11 protein-coding genes are annotated in these 12,774 nt (G+C 63.2%); 9 read left to right on the plus strand and 2 right to left on the minus strand.

The genetic code is table 11. The features are described from left to right. The first annotated feature begins 44 nt into the window (after nucleotides 1-44). The 3 genes from LY284_RS10605 to aroG all read left to right on the plus strand — a co-directional run bounded on the left by LY284_RS10605 (nucleotide 45) and on the right by aroG (nucleotide 3,891). On the plus strand, nucleotides 45-875 hold the full coding sequence (locus LY284_RS10605; RefSeq protein WP_041730135.1) for a carbon-nitrogen hydrolase family protein: 831 nt from the start codon (nucleotides 45-47) through the stop codon (nucleotides 873-875). Nucleotides 876-1,010: 135 nt separating this feature from the next. Continuing rightward, complete coding sequence (gene tldD, locus LY284_RS10610; protein WP_014190451.1) at nucleotides 1,011-2,477, plus strand: metalloprotease TldD; 1,467 nt, start codon at nucleotides 1,011-1,013, stop codon at nucleotides 2,475-2,477. Nucleotides 2,478-2,817: 340 nt separating this feature from the next. Next, nucleotides 2,818-3,891: a 3-deoxy-7-phosphoheptulonate synthase AroG gene (gene aroG, locus LY284_RS10615; RefSeq protein WP_014190450.1), complete on the plus strand. Its 1,074-nt coding sequence runs from the start codon at nucleotides 2,818-2,820 to the stop codon at nucleotides 3,889-3,891. 271 nt (nucleotides 3,892-4,162) lie between these two features. Here aroG and LY284_RS10620 read toward each other — a convergent pair whose 3' ends face one another. Both LY284_RS10620 and LY284_RS10625 read right to left on the minus strand, forming a co-directional pair. Then, nucleotides 4,163-4,816 carry a hypothetical protein gene (locus LY284_RS10620; protein WP_233385923.1) on the minus strand — a complete coding sequence of 218 codons (654 nt, stop codon included), beginning with the start codon at nucleotides 4,814-4,816 and terminating at the stop codon, nucleotides 4,163-4,165. A 163-nt stretch (nucleotides 4,817-4,979) separates the two neighbouring features. After that, nucleotides 4,980-5,534 carry a cob(I)yrinic acid a,c-diamide adenosyltransferase gene (locus LY284_RS10625; RefSeq protein WP_041730131.1) on the minus strand — a complete coding sequence of 185 codons (555 nt, stop codon included), beginning with the start codon at nucleotides 5,532-5,534 and terminating at the stop codon, nucleotides 4,980-4,982. A 148-nt stretch (nucleotides 5,535-5,682) separates the two neighbouring features. Between LY284_RS10625 and LY284_RS10630 the strand changes: the two genes are divergently transcribed. The 6 genes from LY284_RS10630 to proC all read left to right on the plus strand — a co-directional run bounded on the left by LY284_RS10630 (nucleotide 5,683) and on the right by proC (nucleotide 12,712). After that, nucleotides 5,683-7,101, plus strand: coding sequence for an FAD-binding oxidoreductase (locus tag LY284_RS10630; RefSeq protein WP_014190449.1), 1,419 nt, complete (start codon nucleotides 5,683-5,685; stop codon nucleotides 7,099-7,101). 87 nt (nucleotides 7,102-7,188) lie between these two features. Beyond that, nucleotides 7,189-8,712 (plus strand): FAD-linked oxidase C-terminal domain-containing protein, encoded by a 1,524-nt coding sequence (locus tag LY284_RS10635; protein WP_045451833.1) that lies wholly within the window; start codon nucleotides 7,189-7,191, stop codon nucleotides 8,710-8,712. Between the two features lie 109 nt (nucleotides 8,713-8,821). Continuing rightward, nucleotides 8,822-9,910: a glycolate oxidase subunit GlcE gene (gene glcE / locus LY284_RS10640; RefSeq protein WP_014190447.1), complete on the plus strand. Its 1,089-nt coding sequence runs from the start codon at nucleotides 8,822-8,824 to the stop codon at nucleotides 9,908-9,910. A gap of 12 nt (nucleotides 9,911-9,922) precedes the next feature. Further along, entirely contained in the window at nucleotides 9,923-11,149 is a 1,227-nt protein-coding gene (gene glcF, locus LY284_RS10645; RefSeq protein ID WP_014190446.1) for a glycolate oxidase subunit GlcF, read from the plus strand. Between the two features lie 40 nt (nucleotides 11,150-11,189). Continuing rightward, on the plus strand, nucleotides 11,190-11,885 hold the full coding sequence (locus LY284_RS10650) for a YggS family pyridoxal phosphate-dependent enzyme (protein ID WP_014190445.1): 696 nt from the start codon (nucleotides 11,190-11,192) through the stop codon (nucleotides 11,883-11,885). A 14-nt stretch (nucleotides 11,886-11,899) separates the two neighbouring features. After that, nucleotides 11,900-12,712 carry a pyrroline-5-carboxylate reductase gene (gene proC / locus LY284_RS10655; RefSeq protein WP_014190444.1) on the plus strand — a complete coding sequence of 271 codons (813 nt, stop codon included), beginning with the start codon at nucleotides 11,900-11,902 and terminating at the stop codon, nucleotides 12,710-12,712. The last annotated feature ends 62 nt before the right edge of the window (nucleotides 12,713-12,774 follow it).

The raw sequence follows: 12,774 nt of genomic DNA on the forward strand, positions 1-12,774 counted from the left end.
TCGTCCCCCAGTTCGTCCCCATTTTCCCGACAGCGCAGAGAGACATGAGCGAAAGATCGAGCGAAAGCGCGGCGCCGTTTCAGGTGGCCGCGTTGCAGATGGTCAGCACGCCGGACCGCGACCGCAATCTGGCCGACGCCGGACGCCTCATCGGCGAAGCGGCGCGCGGCGGCGCGAAACTGGTGCTCCTGCCCGAATATTTCTGCTACATGGGCTTCAAGGACACCGATAAGCTCGCGATCCGCGAGACGCCCGGCTCGGGCCCGATCCAGCAGTTTCTTTCCGACTCGGCGCGCGAGCATGGCGTGTGGATCATCGGCGGGACGCTGCCGCTGCAATCGCCCGAAGAGAACCGCGTGCTCAACACCACGCTCGTGTTCGATCCGCGCGGCGCGCAGGTCGCGCGCTACGACAAGATTCATCTGTTCAATTTCGAGCGCGGCGAGGAATCGTTCGACGAAGCGCGCACGATCTTTCCCGGCAGCGAGCCCCGCAGCTTCGATGCGCCGTTCGGGCGCGTGGGGCTCTCGGTGTGCTACGACCTTCGCTTTCCGGAGCTGTACCGCAAGCTCGGCGATTGCGCGCTGATGGTCGTGCCGTCCGCGTTCACCTATACGACCGGCCGCGCGCACTGGCAGACCTTGCTCACGGCGCGCGCCGTCGAGAATCAATGCTACGTGCTCGCGGCGGCGCAAGGCGGCCAGCACGAGAACGGACGCCGCACCTGGGGCCACAGCATGCTGATCGACCCGTGGGGCGAAATTGTCGACGTGAAGGACGAAGGGCCGGGCGTCGTGTCCGGCGGCATCGACCTGCAACGCATCGCCGCCGTGCGGCAGAGCCTGCCGGCTTACCGGCATCGCGTGATCGGATGATCGCGCACTCGACCGGACGGACGACTTGAAGACTTGATTGCTTTCCCGCACATAACCTGTCTGATCAGACCGTAGAATAGTCTGAAATCCGTCTGGAACATCATCGAACACGCAATAGGCACCACAAGGCACCACATGAACATCATCGAACCCGGCATCCGCAATCTGGTCACGGCGAAGGACGTTCTGCTCACGCCCTACGGCCTCGACGAAGCGCTGATCACCCGCACGCTCGCGGAAATCTTCACGCATCGCGTCGATTACGCCGACCTCTATTTCCAGTCGACGCGAAGCGAAGCGTGGAGCCTCGAAGAAGGCATCGTCAAATCGGGCAGCTTCAGCATCGATCAGGGCGTCGGCGTGCGCGCCGTGTCCGGCGAGCGCACGGCTTTCGCCTATTCCGACGATCTTTCCCCCGATTCCATCCGCCAGGCCGCGATCGCCACGCGCGCAATCGCCAAGGCGGGCGGCGGCAAGCAGAAGATCAAGCCGGCAAGCACGCTGACCGGCGTCTCGGGCCGCGATCTGTATCTGCCCGCCGATCCGCTGCATTCGCTCGATGCAACCGCGAAGGTCAAGCTGCTGGAGCGCGTCGAGCAAATGGCGCGCGGCAAGGACCCGCGCATCACGCAGGTCATGGCGGGTCTCGCCGGCGAATACGATGTCGTGCTCGTCGCGCGCAGCGACGGCGCGCTCGCGGCGGACGTGCGCCCGCTCGTGCGCGTCTCGGTGACGGTGATCGCCGAGCAGAACGGCCGCCGCGAAATCGGCACGGGCGGCGGCGGCGGACGCTTCGACTACGGCTATTTCACCGACGCCGTGCTGTCCAAATATGTCGATGACGCCGTGCACGCCGCGTTGGTGAATCTCGAAGCGCGCCCGGCTCCGGCAGGCGCCATGACCGTCGTGCTCGGGCCGGGCTGGCCGGGCGTGCTGTTGCACGAGGCGGTCGGACATGGTCTGGAAGGCGATTTCAACCGCAAGGGATCGTCGGCGTTCGCCGGCATGATCGGCGAGCAGGTGGCGGCGAAGGGCGTGACGGTCGTCGATGACGGCACGCTGCCGAATCGCCGCGGCTCGCTCAATATCGACGATGAAGGCAACCCGACGCAGTGCACGACGCTGATCGAGGACGGCATTCTCAAGGGCTACATTCAGGATTCACTCAACGCGCGCCTGATGAAAATGCCGGTAACGGGCAACGCGCGCCGCGAGTCGTACGCCGCGCTGCCGATGCCGCGCATGACCAACACCTACATGCTCAACGGCGACAAGGACCCGGGCGAGATTCTGGCTTCCGTGAAGAACGGGCTGTATGCGGTGAATTTCGGCGGCGGCCAGGTTGATATCACCAACGGCAAGTTCGTGTTCTCGGCGTCCGAGGCGTACATGATCGAGAACGGCAAGATCACGTATCCGGTCAAGGGCGCGACGCTGATCGGCAGCGGGCCGGAATCGCTCAAGTACGTGACGATGATCGGCAACGATATGTCGCTCGATAGCGGCGTCGGCGTGTGCGGCAAGGAAGGCCAGAGCGTGCCGGTGGGCGTCGGTCAGCCGACCCTGCGAATCGAGAAGATGACGGTGGGCGGGACGGTGTGATTTATGCGGGTTTTCCGCATCGGAGGCGTTTGTTTGCGGCGTTGCCGCGTTCTCCGGTGCGGATTGTCCGCGTTTTGCCTGGCCCAGGCTTGTCAGCGCCGCCTGTTTGCGGTTATAAAAGCAGTCATAACTTTTTCGACCGACGTTCGATTCCTTCTCGACCCATCATGTCCGCCAAGTTTTATTTTTATTTCTTTTGGCATCTCAAGCCGCTGGCGGATCGAGAGGGGTAAGTCGTACACAGGTCGGACAGACCGAAATTCCCGAAAAACCGCCAGCGAGTCTGGCGGTTTTTTTTCGCTTTTTAGTTCGAATGGCACGCCGCTGTAGGAGAACAGAAATGCCCCCGCACAATACCGATGACGTTCGCATCCGCGAGTTGAAAGAACTGACCCCGCCCGCGCACCTGATCCGCGAGTTCCCTTGCGCGGAGCCGGTTTCGGAACTCATCTTCAACGCGCGTCAGTCGATGCATCGCATTCTTCACGGGATGGATGACCGGTTGATCGTCATCATCGGGCCCTGCTCGATTCACGATCCGAAGGCCGCGCTCGAATACGCTTCGCGGTTGATCGAGCAGCGTCGCCGCTTTGCCTCGGAACTGGAAATCGTGATGCGCGTGTACTTCGAGAAGCCGCGCACGACGGTCGGCTGGAAGGGGCTCATCAACGATCCGTATATGGATAACAGCTTCAAGATCAATGATGGCTTGCGGGCTGCGCGTGAGTTGCTGATGAACATCAACGAGATGGGGCTGCCGGCCGGGACCGAGTATCTCGACATGATCAGCCCGCAGTACATCGCCGATCTGATCTCGTGGGGCGCGATTGGGGCGCGGACGACGGAATCGCAAGTGCACCGCGAGCTGGCTTCGGGACTGTCGTGCCCTGTCGGCTTCAAGAATGGCACGGACGGGAATGTGAAGATTGCGGTCGATGCGATCAAGGCGGCGTCGCAGCCGCATCATTTTCTTTCTGTTACTAAGGGCGGGCATTCGGCGATTGTGTCGACCGCCGGTAATGAGGATTGCCACATCATTCTGCGCGGCGGGAAGGCACCGAATTACGATGCGGCGAGTGTGGATGCGGCTTGTAGCGATATCGGGAAGGCGGGTCTCGCTGCCCGGTTAATGATTGACGCAAGTCATGCTAATAGCTCGAAGAAGCATGAGAACCAGATTCCGGTTTGTGCGGATATCGGACGGCAATTGGCGGCTGGCGATGAGCGGATTGTGGGCGTGATGGTGGAGTCGCATCTTGTCGCTGGACGGCAGGATTTGCGGGAAGGGTGTGAGTTGACGTACGGGCAGAGCGTTACCGATGCCTGTATTGGGTGGGAGGAGAGTTTGGGGGTGTTGGAGGGGTTGGCAGAGGCGGTTAAGCAGAGAAGGGTCGTGAGGGGTGGGGGCAATTAACATCACGTACGAAGCGGCCGTGAAGGCCGCTTCGTTTCGACAAGGCGAGCATCAAGAAATCAACAGTTAGGTCGAAGTGCTTCGTACAATTGCATACCGAGTTTATATTCGGCAGAACTATTCTGCTTAGCGGCTATGTTTCGTGAGATTTGCTCCAAGTCTAGACCCGGATCACCCGCGAATAGCAGCCTCCGAATTAAATTCGACAGCTCTTGCTCACGAGCGTCCACCACTACTGTGTCTGAGCAATCGTAATCGATGGTGGATGGAATCACAAAGCGTGGGGTAGCCAGAAAGGGAACCGTGATCTTGGCCTCGATAACCCCAGCCGCAAGCCAGTCTCTATACAGCATGTCGATTGCCGTTGCCGGGCTTGGATTATCCTGAAACAATCGCCGAAGTGTCGTTTTCCCTTTGGCGTAACGATATATGAGGCAGTGCTGTATGCGTAGATGCCCTTTGCATCCACGATATTTAAACCAAACGGTATATACCTGTCGCCTTCGAGTAAATCTTCTCGTGTCCTCCCGCTCATTTGCTTTTCAGCAAGCGATAATAGAAATGGAACTTGGGCAGAATAGGGGCAGCACTCGAGAAAGAGAATATCGCAATTTTCATTCGATTCCACAAACGACGAGACAACGGCCTCGTTGATAAACGTGCTGAAGGATCCGCTAAGCTCAACGTCATCTTCGAGCACAACAGTTGCAGACAGGTTCGACGCAAAATTGATGACATTCTCATGTGAACGGCGACATGCCCACGCTCCATTGAGCGCCGAATTTTCGAACGGTCCTTCAACACTCCCGTCAGTTGCTGCAAAACGCTTAATAAAATCACTGCTGTGGCAATCGGCCAGTTGAACTTCCATCTGCGCCCGACGAGCATCGCTCCGGCTCAAGTTAATGAAAACACCGTCAAGCATGTTGATTGCCCTCAATTACTTGCCTCGGAAAAAAACGAAGTCCGAAATACTCAAAACCGAAATGCGGGCAAGACAAAGTGTGAAAATTGCTTACAGTTTGGGCAGACTGTTGCTAATACTCATGTTAACCAAACACATTTGATGCGACACACGCATCTCGACACTAGTTGGTTTTTCGATCCCAAAGCACATCCGTCCCACCGTCGACCCGATTCAAAACCCGCGCCAACACAAACATCAAATCCGACAACCGATTCACATACCTCCGCGGCGCCTCATTAACCCCAGCCGTTTCCACACGCCCGAGCGCAACAATGGACCGTTCCGCCCGCCGACAAACCGTCCGCGCAACATGCGCAAGAGCCGCCGCCCTCGACCCACCTGGCAAAATAAACTCCTTCAACGGCGGCAGCGTCGCGTTGTACTCTGCAAGCCAGGCATCGAGTTGAGCAAGATGAGAAGTCTGAATCATCGAATGCCCAGGAATCGACAACTCCCCGCCTAAATCGAACAAATCGTTCTGAATCCGCGTCAACGCATCGCGCACGTCCGAAGGCATTGGCTCACAAAGCAACACGCCGATACACGAATTCAACTCATCCACATCTCCGATCGCGGCAATACGCGCATCGTCCTTCGATACGCGGCTGCCATCGCCAAGCCCCGTGGTCCCATCATCCCCAGTGCGCGTCGCGATTTTGCTCAAGCGGTTTCCCATCACTGCCTCCGAGATCAAAGCCCATTATAGGCACGTCCCTGCGCCCGAAAGCCCGCCCGCCGGGCATCACCGCGACGGCGTAAAATGAGATGGAAAGATCGAACAGCGAAGCAAAACAACACAAAGCCGCCCCGCCCGGAGACATCTTGTGAACCACCCCACCGAACACGCCGCACTCCAGAGACGCCCCTTCCCCGCCGCGCTTCTGGACGCGTTGAAAGAACAATTCGCCGAACGCGTTTCGACGTCGCAAGCGGTCAGAGAACACCACGGCCGCGACGAATCGCCGTTCGACCCGCAACTGCCGGACGCCGTCGTCTTCGCGCGCAGCACCGAGGAAGTGCAGGCCATCGTCAAGCTCTGCGCCCAGCACGACGTTGCGATCATCCCCTACGGCAACGGCTCGTCGCTCGAAGGCCATCTGCTCGCGGTGCAGGGCGGCGTGTCCATCGACCTGTCGGAGATGAACCAGGTCGTCTCGATCAACGCCGAAGACCTCACCGTCACCGTGCAACCCGGCATCTCCCGCAAGCAACTGAACGAAGCGCTCAAAGACACCGGCCTCTTCTTCCCGATCGATCCCGGCGCGGACGCCAGCATCGGCGGCATGTCGGCGACGCGCGCCTCGGGCACCAACGCCGTGCGCTACGGCACGATGCGCGAAAACGTCCTCGGCCTCACGGTCGTCACCGCCGATGGCCGCGCCATCAAAACCGGCACGCGCGCGCGCAAATCGTCGGCGGGCTACGACCTCACGCGCCTTTTCGTGGGCTCGGAAGGCACGCTCGGCGTCATCACCGAAATCACCGTGCGGCTCTATCCGCAGCCCGAAGCGATCTCGGCGGCCGTGTGCGCGTTCCCGTCGATGGGCGACGCCGTGCGCGCCGTCATCGAGACGATTCAGATGGGCGTGCCGATCGCGCGCGTCGAATTCGTCGACAAGCTCGCCGTGCGTGCCATCAACAAGCATTCGAACCTGACGCTGCGCGAATCGCCGATGCTGTTCTTCGAATTCCACGGCACCGAATCCGGCGTGCAGGAACAGGCGCAGACCGTGCAGGACATCGTCGCGGAAAACAAGGGCGAAGACTTCGAATGGGCGACGCGCCCCGAAGACCGCAGCCGCCTCTGGAACGCGCGCCACTCCGCCTACTTCGCGATGCTGCAACTGAAGCCCGGCTGCCGCGCCGTCACGACCGACGTCTGCGTGCCGATCTCGCGCCTCGCCGAATGCGTCGAGGAGACGGAGAAGGACTTGCAGGGCTCGTATTTGCCGAGCCCGATCGTCGGCCATGTCGGCGACGGCAATTTCCACGTCGCGATGCTGCTCGATCCGGCCAAGCCCGAAGAGCTGGAAGAAGCGGAGCGCATCAATCGGCGCATCGTCGGACGGGCGCTTGAGATGGGTGGCACCTGCACCGGCGAACACGGCGTCGGGCTGCACAAGATGGGCTTTCTGATCGACGAGCACGGCGCCGGCGCGGTCGCCGTGATGCGCTCGATCAAGCAGGCGCTCGACCCCAAGAACCTGATGAACCCGGGGAAAATCTTCGCTTTCGAAGGCTGAACGGTTCGAGCAAGATAGCCTGATGAGCGCAACGAGCGCCGCAACGGAGGAGACATGAACGCACCCGACGAGCTCAAGCCCGAGCAGATGTCGACACCGGCGTCGCCGAATCTGCCGCACGAAGAAGCCGAAGCGCTCAGCGCGGATCAGCTCGCCGCGCGCCAGCGTGAAGTCGTGCAGGCGCTGATGGCCGTGCTGCCGACGCACTGTCTGCTCTTTCGCGAGGAAGACACCGCCGCCTACGAATGCGACGGCCTCGCCGCCTACCGCCGCCTGCCGCTCGCGGTGGCGCTGCCGGAAACCGAGGCGCAGGTGCAGCGCGTCGTGCAGATCTGCGCGCGCCTCGCCGTTCCGATCGTCCCACGCGGTGCGGGCACCGGTCTGTCGGGCGGCGCCATGCCGATTCGCCACGGCATCGTGCTGTCGCTCGCGCGCTTCCGGAAGATCATCGAAGTCGATCCGTACGCGCGCACCGCAACCGTGCAGCCGGGCGTCCGGAACCTGGCCATTTCGGAAGCCGCGGCGCCATACGGGCTGTATTACGCGCCCGATCCGTCGTCGCAGATTGCCTGCACGATCGGCGGCAACGTCTCCGAAAACTCCGGCGGCGTGCATTGCCTGAAGTACGGGCTCACCGTTCACAACGTTCTGCGCGTGCGCGCGGTGACGATGGACGGCGATGTCGTCGAGTTCGGCTCGCTCGGCCCCGACGCGCCTGGCCTCGATCTGCTCGCGGTGCTGATCGGCAGCGAAGGCATGTTCGCGATCGTCACCGAAATCACCGTCAAGCTGATTCCGAAGCCGCAGACCGCGCAGGTCATCATGGCGAGCTTCGACGATGTCGTGAAAGGCGGCAACGCCGTCGCGGCAATCATCGCGGCGGGCATCATCCCGGCCGGCCTCGAAATGATGGACAAACCCGCGACGCGCGCCGTCGAGGAATTCGTCAACGCGGGCTACGACCTCGACGCCGCCGCCATCCTGCTGTGCGAATCCGACGGCACGCACGACGAAGTCGCGGAGGAAATCGTCCGCATGACGGCCGTGCTGCGCGAGCACGGCGCATCGCGCATCCAGATATCGCGGTCGGAGACCGAGCGCCTCAAGTTCTGGTCGGGCCGCAAGAACGCGTTTCCCGCGGCGGGCCGCATCTCACCGGACTACTACTGCATGGACGGCACCGTGCCGCGCCGCGCCATCGGGCCGCTGCTCGCGCGCATCGAAGAGATGGAAAAGAAGTACGCGTTGCGCTGCATCAACGTGTTTCATGCGGGCGACGGCAACATGCATCCGCTCATCCTCTTCAATGGCAACGATCTGGACGAGTGGCATCGCGCGGAAGCGTTCGGTTCGGACATTCTGGAGACGTGTGTCGAACTCGGCGGCACGGTGACGGGCGAGCATGGCGTGGGCATCGAAAAAATCAATTCGATGTGCGTGCAGTTTTCGCCCGAAGAGCGCGACGCGTTCTTCGCCGTGAAGCGCGCGTTCGATCCGCCCGGCCTGCTCAATCCGGACAAGGGCATCCCGACGCGCTCGCGCTGCGCCGAATACGGCAAGATGCATGTGCGGGGCGGGCTTCTGCCGCATCCGGACTTGCCGCGCTTCTAGGCGGCGGATTACGTTCCGCTATCCACGTTTCACCGGGTATTGCGCCGTTAAGCGGCCGGTACAATCGACCGGGCAGCCCAACAGAAATCGAAACACGAGCGGGACACGCATGGAACAGGACGACATCGTCGCCGGCTGGTCGGAGAGGATCGCCCGGGCAACCGAAGCCGGCACGCTGCTGCGCATCCGCGGCGGCGGCACGAAGGACTGGTACGGTCAGACGCTCCAGGGAGAAATCCTCGACACGCGCGCCTATCGCGGGATCATCGCTTACGATCCGGCGGAGCTCGTCATCACCGCGAGGAGCGGCACGCCGCTCGCCGAGATCGAAGCCGCGCTGCGCGAGCACAATCAGATGCTGCCGTTCGAGCCGCCCTACTTCGGACGCAACGCGACGCTCGGCGGCTGCATCGCCGCGGGGCTCGCGGGACCGCGGCGCGCGTGGACCGGCGCGCCGCGCGATTTCGTGCTCGGCGCGGTCGTGATGAACGGGCACGGGCAAGTGCTGCGCTTCGGCGGGCAAGTGGTGAAGAACGTCGCGGGCTATGACGTATCGCGCCTGCTCGCGGGATCGCTCGGCACGCTCGGCCTGATTCTCGAACTGTCGATCAAGGTGCTGCCGCGCCCCGTCGCCGAGGCCACGCTCAAGTTCGACATGCACGCGACCGACGGCGTGCGCAAGCTCAACGAATGGGGCGGCCATCCGCTGCCGATCTGCGGCAGCGCGTGGCGCGACGGCACGCTCGCGTTGCGTCTCGCGGGCGCAGAAGCGGCCGTGAAGACCGCGCGCAACACGCTCGGCGGCGAAGTCGTCGATGCCGTCGAAGCCGACCGTTTCTGGATCGGCATGCGCGAACAGACCGATCCGTTCTTCGCGGTCATCGAGCCGCGCTCGGCGCTGTGGCGGCTCGCGTTGCCGTCGATCGCGGAGCCGCTGCATCTGCCGGGCGCGCAATTGATGGAATGGGGCGGCGCGCAGCGCTGGTGGATCACCGACACCGACCCGCAGACCGTGCGCATCAGCGCGAAGCAGGCCGGCGGCCACGCGACGATCTTTCGCGCGGGCTCCGCCTACGACCGCAATGCGGGCGTGTTCACGCCGCTGCCCGCGCCGCTGATGAAGATTCATCGCGGGCTGAAGCAGGCTTTCGATCCGGCGCGCATCTTCAATCGCGCGCGTTTGTATCCCGATTTCTAGCCAGGCGCCTCGATGCAAACCAATCTCGCCGATTTCATCCGCGGCACGGCCGATGGCGACGAGGCCGACGCCATCTTGCGCAAGTGCGTGCACTGCGGCTTCTGCACGGCGACCTGCCCGACGTATCAGTTGCTCGGCGACGAGCTCGACGGGCCGCGCGGCCGCATCTATCTGATGAAGCAGATGTTCGAAGGCGCGCCGGTCACGCGCAGCACGCAGCTGCATCTGGACCGGTGCCTCACCTGCCGCAACTGCGAAAGCACGTGCCCCTCGGGCGTGCAGTACGGCAAGCTCGTCGAGATCGGGCGCAAAGTAGTGGAAGAGAAAGTGGAGCGGCCGATGCGGCACCGGCTGCAACGGCGCTTTCTCGCGAGCTTCCTGCCCAACAGCACGCTTTTCACGCCCGCGATGAAGCTCGGCCAGCAGGTCCGCGGCATTCTCCCGCGCAAGCTGCGCGCGAAGATTCCCGTGCCCGAGCGGCCGCTCGTTGCGCCCACGAACAAGCACGAGCGCAAGATGCTGATGCTCGCCGGCTGCGTGCAGCCCGCGATGATGCCCAACGTCAACACGGCGACCGCGCGCGTGTTCGATGCGCTCGGCATCGAGATCGTCACGGCGCCGGGCGCGGGCTGCTGCGGCGCGATCCGCCTGCATCTCGGCTACAACGACGACGCGCTCGACGACGTGCGCAACAACATCGACGCATGGTGGCCGTATGTGGAAAGCGGCGTCGAGGCGATCGTGATGAACGCCTCGGGCTGCGGCGCGACCGTGAAGGAATACGCGCACTTGCTGCGTCACGATCCGGCGTATTCGGAGAAGGCGCGGCGCATCGTCGATCTGACGCGCGATCTCGCCGAAATCCTGCCGCTGTACGAGGAAGAACTCGTGTCGCTCGCGCGCCGGCGCGGCGTGCATACAGTGGCCTATCATCCGCCGTGCACGTTGCAGCACGGCCAGCAGATTCGCGGGCGCGTCGAACATCTGCTGACCGCGCTCGGGCTCGAAGTGCGTCTGCCCGCCGACTCGCATCTGTGCTGCGGCTCGGCCGGCACGTACTCGGTCTTGCAGCCGAAGCTCTCGTACGCGCTGCGCAATCAGAAGCTCGACCGGCTGGAAAAGCTGGAGCCGCAACTGATCGTGTCGGCGAACGTCGGCTGCATCGCGCATCTGCAGAGCGGCACGTCGACGCCCGTCACGCACTGGATCCAACTGCTGGAGCATCTGCTGTACGGATGAGCGATTCGTATAATGCCCGGATGCTTCCGAAGGCTGTCACATGTCCATCGCTCAACATTTAGAAGAAGTCCGCCAACGCATCGCAAAGGCTGCAGAGGGCGCATCGCGCGATGCGTCTTCGGTCGCGCTGCTCGCCGTCTCGAAGACCTTTCCCGCGAACGACGTGCGCGCCGCCTTCGAGGCCGGCCAGCGCGCGTTCGGCGAAAACTACGTGCAGGAAGGCCTCGCGAAGATCGCTTCGCTGGCCGATCTGCGCGGCGAAATCGAATGGCATTTCATCGGGCCGCTGCAGTCGAACAAGACGAAGCTGGTCGCGGAGCAGTTCGACTGGGTGCATTCCATCGACCGGCTGAAGATCGCCGAGCGGCTCTCCGCGCAGCGTCCCGAGGGCGCGAAGCCGCTCAACGTGTGCGTGCAGGCGAACGTGAGCGGCGAAGCGTCGAAAAGCGGCGTCGAGCCGCATGACGCCGCCGCGCTCGCCCATGCGGTGGCCGCGCTGCCCGGCTTGCGGCTCCGCGGTCTGATGGCGATTCCCGAACCCGCCGATACGCTCGATGCACAACGCGCACCGCACGCGCGCCTGCGTGAACTGATGAGCGCCTTGCGCGCCGACGGCCTCGATCTCGACACGCTCTCGATGGGCATGTCCGCCGATCTCGAAGCCGCCGTGCTCGAAGGCGCGACGATGGTGCGCATCGGCACGGCGATTTTCGGCGCACGCACTTACACCACCTGACCTCACCTTCCATCATGAAAATTGCATTCATCGGCGGCGGCAACATGGCCGCGGCGCTCATCGGCGGTCTGATCAAGCGCGGCGCCTCGCCCGCGGACATCTACGCCGTGGACATCAACGACGAAGCGCGCGCACGCACCGCGAAGCAATTCGGCATCGCGACGGGCGCGGCGGTCGATGCGGCGCTCGCCGGTTACGACGCCATCGTGATCGCGGTGAAACCGCAAGTGCTCAAGAGCGTGGCCGAAGCGCTCGCGCCGCATCTGTCGACGCAAACGGTCATCAGCATCGCAGCGGGCATCCGCGCGACGGACCTCAGCCGCTGGCTCAACGGTTACACGCAGATCGTGCGCACGATGCCGAACACGCCCGCGCTGATCGGCATGGGCGTGACGGGTCTCGCGGCGCTGCCGGGCGTCTCCGATGCGGCGAAGGCGCTCGCGTCGCAAGTGCTGGAAGCGGTCGGCACGGCGGTCTGGTTCGACGACGAAGCGAAGCTCGACGCCGTCACCGCGATTTCCGGCAGCGGCCCGGCCTACGTGTTCTATTTCATCGAAGCGATGCAGGAAGCCGCGCGCCAGCTCGGCATGGACGAGAACCAAGGCCGCGCGCTCGCCGTCGCCACGTTCACGGGCGCGGCGCAACTGGCGGCGCAATCCGGCGAGCCGGCGAGCGTGCTGCGCGAGCGCGTGACGTCGAAGGGCGGCACGACGGCGGCGGCGCTCGCTTCGTTCGATGCGCAAGGCGTGAAAGACGCGATCGTGCGCGGCGCGCTGGCGGCGCAAGCGCGGGCGAAAGAGATGGGGGATGAACTGGGCGGGGCTTGATCCCACGCGCCCCACGCGCCCGACCGGTATGAAAACGGCAGCCTTCGAAGCTGCCGTTTTTT

The organism is Caballeronia sp. PC1, assembly GCF_021353155.1.
In the GTDB taxonomy this organism is placed as follows: Bacteria; Pseudomonadota; Gammaproteobacteria; order Burkholderiales; family Burkholderiaceae; genus Caballeronia; species Caballeronia cordobensis.

Excerpts from the sequence above, each read along its gene's own strand:
- LY284_RS10605 (WP_041730135.1), top strand. The coding sequence starts at position 45 with ATGAGCGAAAGATCGAGCGAAAGCGCGGCGCCGTTTCAGGTGGCCGCG.
- tldD (WP_014190451.1), top strand. The coding sequence starts at position 1,011 with ATGAACATCATCGAACCCGGCATCCGCAATCTGGTCACGGCGAAGGAC.
- aroG (WP_014190450.1), top strand. The coding sequence starts at position 2,818 with ATGCCCCCGCACAATACCGATGACGTTCGCATCCGCGAGTTGAAAGAA.
- LY284_RS10620 (WP_233385923.1), bottom strand. The coding sequence starts at position 4,816 with ATGCTTGACGGTGTTTTCATTAACTTGAGCCGGAGCGATGCTCGTCGG.
- LY284_RS10625 (WP_041730131.1), bottom strand. The coding sequence starts at position 5,534 with ATGGGAAACCGCTTGAGCAAAATCGCGACGCGCACTGGGGATGATGGG.
- LY284_RS10635 (WP_045451833.1), top strand. The coding sequence starts at position 7,189 with ATGTCGACACCGGCGTCGCCGAATCTGCCGCACGAAGAAGCCGAAGCG.
- glcE (WP_014190447.1), top strand. The coding sequence starts at position 8,822 with ATGGAACAGGACGACATCGTCGCCGGCTGGTCGGAGAGGATCGCCCGG.
- glcF (WP_014190446.1), top strand. The coding sequence starts at position 9,923 with ATGCAAACCAATCTCGCCGATTTCATCCGCGGCACGGCCGATGGCGAC.
- LY284_RS10650 (WP_014190445.1), top strand. The coding sequence starts at position 11,190 with ATGTCCATCGCTCAACATTTAGAAGAAGTCCGCCAACGCATCGCAAAG.
- proC (WP_014190444.1), top strand. The coding sequence starts at position 11,900 with ATGAAAATTGCATTCATCGGCGGCGGCAACATGGCCGCGGCGCTCATC.